At 72.1% G+C, this 2,770-nt stretch carries 1 protein-coding gene and 1 pseudogene; one reads left to right on the forward strand and one right to left on the reverse strand.

Features of this window, described 5'->3' with window-relative positions; genetic code table 11:
* Nucleotides 1-139, reverse strand: a pseudogene (locus tag ACFU7Y_RS42680) (pyridoxamine 5'-phosphate oxidase family protein); the annotation flags it as partial.
* A gap of 685 nt (nucleotides 140-824) precedes the next feature.
* On the opposite strand from ACFU7Y_RS42680, the gene infB reads away from it, so the two are divergent.
* Nucleotides 825-2,666, forward strand: coding sequence for a translation initiation factor IF-2 (infB, locus tag ACFU7Y_RS42685; protein WP_380771842.1), 1,842 nt, complete (start codon nucleotides 825-827; stop codon nucleotides 2,664-2,666).
* The last annotated feature ends 104 nt before the right edge of the window (nucleotides 2,667-2,770 follow it).

The raw sequence follows: 2,770 nt of genomic DNA on the forward strand, positions 1-2,770 counted from the left end.
CCGGGGTGACGTGCGGGGCGTGGTCCGGCCGTACGGTCGAGAGCCAGTACAGCTCGGCGCGCTCCAGCATCGTCCAGGCCTCGGCCCAGGGCACGGCGCGCGCCCCCGGGCTGCTGTAGCGGACATCGAGCGAGGTCAGCCGCCCCGGCGACCGCCGTCAGGGCGGTCAGGGCGGTGCTCCGCGTCCGGGTGGTGCCCAGGGCGGCGACCGTCCGCGTCCGGGTGGCGACCGTCCGCGTCCCGCCGGCGCTCCGGGTGCCGGTGGCGCCCCGCGTCCCGGTGGTGCCCCGCGTCCGGGTGCTCCGGGTGCCGGTGGCGCCCCGCGTCCCGGTGGCGCTCCGCGTCCGGGTGCTCCGGGTGCCGGTGCCCCCCGTCCGGGTGGTGCCCCGCGTCCCGACGGCATGCCGCGTCCGGCCGCGCCGCGTCCCGGCGGCCCGACCCCGTCCGGCATGCCGCGCCCGAACCCGGGCATGATGCCGCAGCGTCCGGCCGGCCCGCGTCCGGGTCCGGGTGGCCGTGGACCGGGTGGCCCCGGCGGCCGTCCGGGTGGTCCGGGTGCCGGCGGTGCCCGTCCCGGTTTCCAGGGTCGTCCGGCCGGTCCGGGCTCGCGTCCGGCCGGTGGCGGCGGCTTCGGCGGCCCGCGTCCCGGTGGCGGTGCCCCGGGTGGCGGCGGCGGCTTCGGTCCGCGTCCCGGTGGTTTCGGCGGTCGTCCCGGCGGCCCGGGTGCCCGTGGCGGCACGCAGGGCGCCTTCGGTCGTGGCCCGGGCGGTCGCCCGGCGCGCGGTCGCAAGTCGAAGCGGGCGAAGCGCCAGGAGTACGAGGCCATGCAGGCCCCGTCCGTCGGCGGTGTGATGCTGCCTCGCGGCAACGGCCAGACCGTTCGCCTGTCGAGCGGCGCCTCGCTGATGGACTTCGCGGAGAAGATCAACGCCAACCCGGCCGCGCTCGTCTCCGTCATGTTCAACCTCGGTGAGATGGTCACCGCGACGCAGTCGGTCTCCGACGCGACCCTCGAACTGCTGGCCGGCGAGATGGGCTTCCAGCTCGAGATCGTCAGCCGGGACGACGAGGACCGCGAGCTGCTGGAGTCGTTCGACATCGACTTCGGCGCCGACGAGGGCGACGAGGACCAGCTGGCCCCGCGCCCGCCGGTCGTCACCGTCATGGGTCACGTCGACCACGGTAAGACCCGCCTGCTGGACGCCATCCGCAAGTCCAACGTGGTGGCCGGTGAGGCCGGTGGCATCACCCAGCACATCGGTGCCTACCAGGTCGTCACCGAGGTGAACGGCGAGCAGCGTCCGATCACCTTCCTGGACACCCCGGGTCACGAGGCGTTCTCCGCCATGCGTGCCCGTGGTGCCAAGTCCACCGACATCGCGATCCTGGTGGTCGCGGCCAACGACGGTGTCATGCCGCAGACGGTCGAGGCGCTGAACCACGCCAAGGCCGCCGGTGTGCCGATCGTGGTCGCCGTCAACAAGATCGACGTCGAGGGCGCCGACCCGACCAAGGTCCGCGGTCAGCTGACCGAGTTCGGTCTGGTGGCCGAGGAGTACGGCGGCGACACCATGTTCGTCGACATCTCCGCCCGCCAGGGCCTGCACATCGACCAGCTGCTGGAGGCCGTGGTCCTGACCGCGGACGCCTCGCTGGACCTGCGGGCCAACCCCGAGCAGGACGCGCAGGGTATCGCCATCGAGGCGCACCTGGACAAGGGCCGCGGCGCCATGGCGACCGTGCTCGTGCAGCGCGGTACCCTCCGCGTCGGCGACTCGATCGTCGTGGGCGACGCCTACGGCCGCGTCCGCGCGATGCTGGACGAGAACGGCAACAACCTCACCGAGGCAGGCCCGTCCCGTCCGGTGCTGCTGCTCGGTCTGACCTCGGTGCCCCGCGCCGGCGACAGCTTCATCGTCGTCGACGAGGACCGCACCGCCCGCCAGATCGCCGAGAAGCGCTCGGCCCGCGACCGCAACGCCGCCTTCGCGCAGCGTCGGGTCCGGGTGTCCCTGGAGGACCTGGACAAGGCCATCGCCGCCGGCTCCATCGAGCAGCTCAACCTCATCATCAAGGGTGACGTCTCCGGTTCGGTCGAGGCCCTTGAGGACGCCCTGGTCAAGCTGGACGTGGGCGAGGAGGTCGAACTCCGGGTCCTGCACCGCGGTGTGGGTGCCATCACCGAGTCCGACGTGGACCTGGCGATGGGCTCGGACGCCATCATCATCGGCTTCAACGTGCGCGCCGAGGGCCGTGCGCGTACCGCGGCCGAGAAGGAAGGCGTGGACGTCCGGTACTACTCGGTCATCTACCAGGCGATCGAGGAGATCGAGAACGCCCTCAAGGGCATGCTCAAGCCGGAGTACGAGGAGGTGCGCCTCGGCGCCGCGGAGATCCGCGAGGTCTTCCGCTCCTCCAAGTTCGGCAACATCGCCGGTGTCCTGGTCCGCGACGGCATCATCCGCCGCAACGCCAAGGCCCGCCTGCTGCGCGACGGCAAGGTCGTGGCGGAGAACCTCTCCATCGAGGGTCTGCGCCGCTTCAAGGACGACGCGACCGAGGTCCGCGAGGGCTTCGAGGCCGGTGTCACCCTGGGGTCGTTCAACGACATCAAGGTCGACGACATCATCGAGACCTACGAGATGCGCGAGAAGCCGCGCGCCTAGTCGGTGTCAGCCGGGGCCGGTCGACGGGTGGTATTTACGTGGACCGGCCCCGGTCTCGTATTAAAAAAAACGCACCCCCCAGACACAAAAATATCGGGGTGGTG

The organism is Kitasatospora sp. NPDC057542, from assembly GCF_042801945.1.
Taxonomy (GTDB): domain Bacteria; phylum Actinomycetota; class Actinomycetes; order Streptomycetales; family Streptomycetaceae; genus Kitasatospora.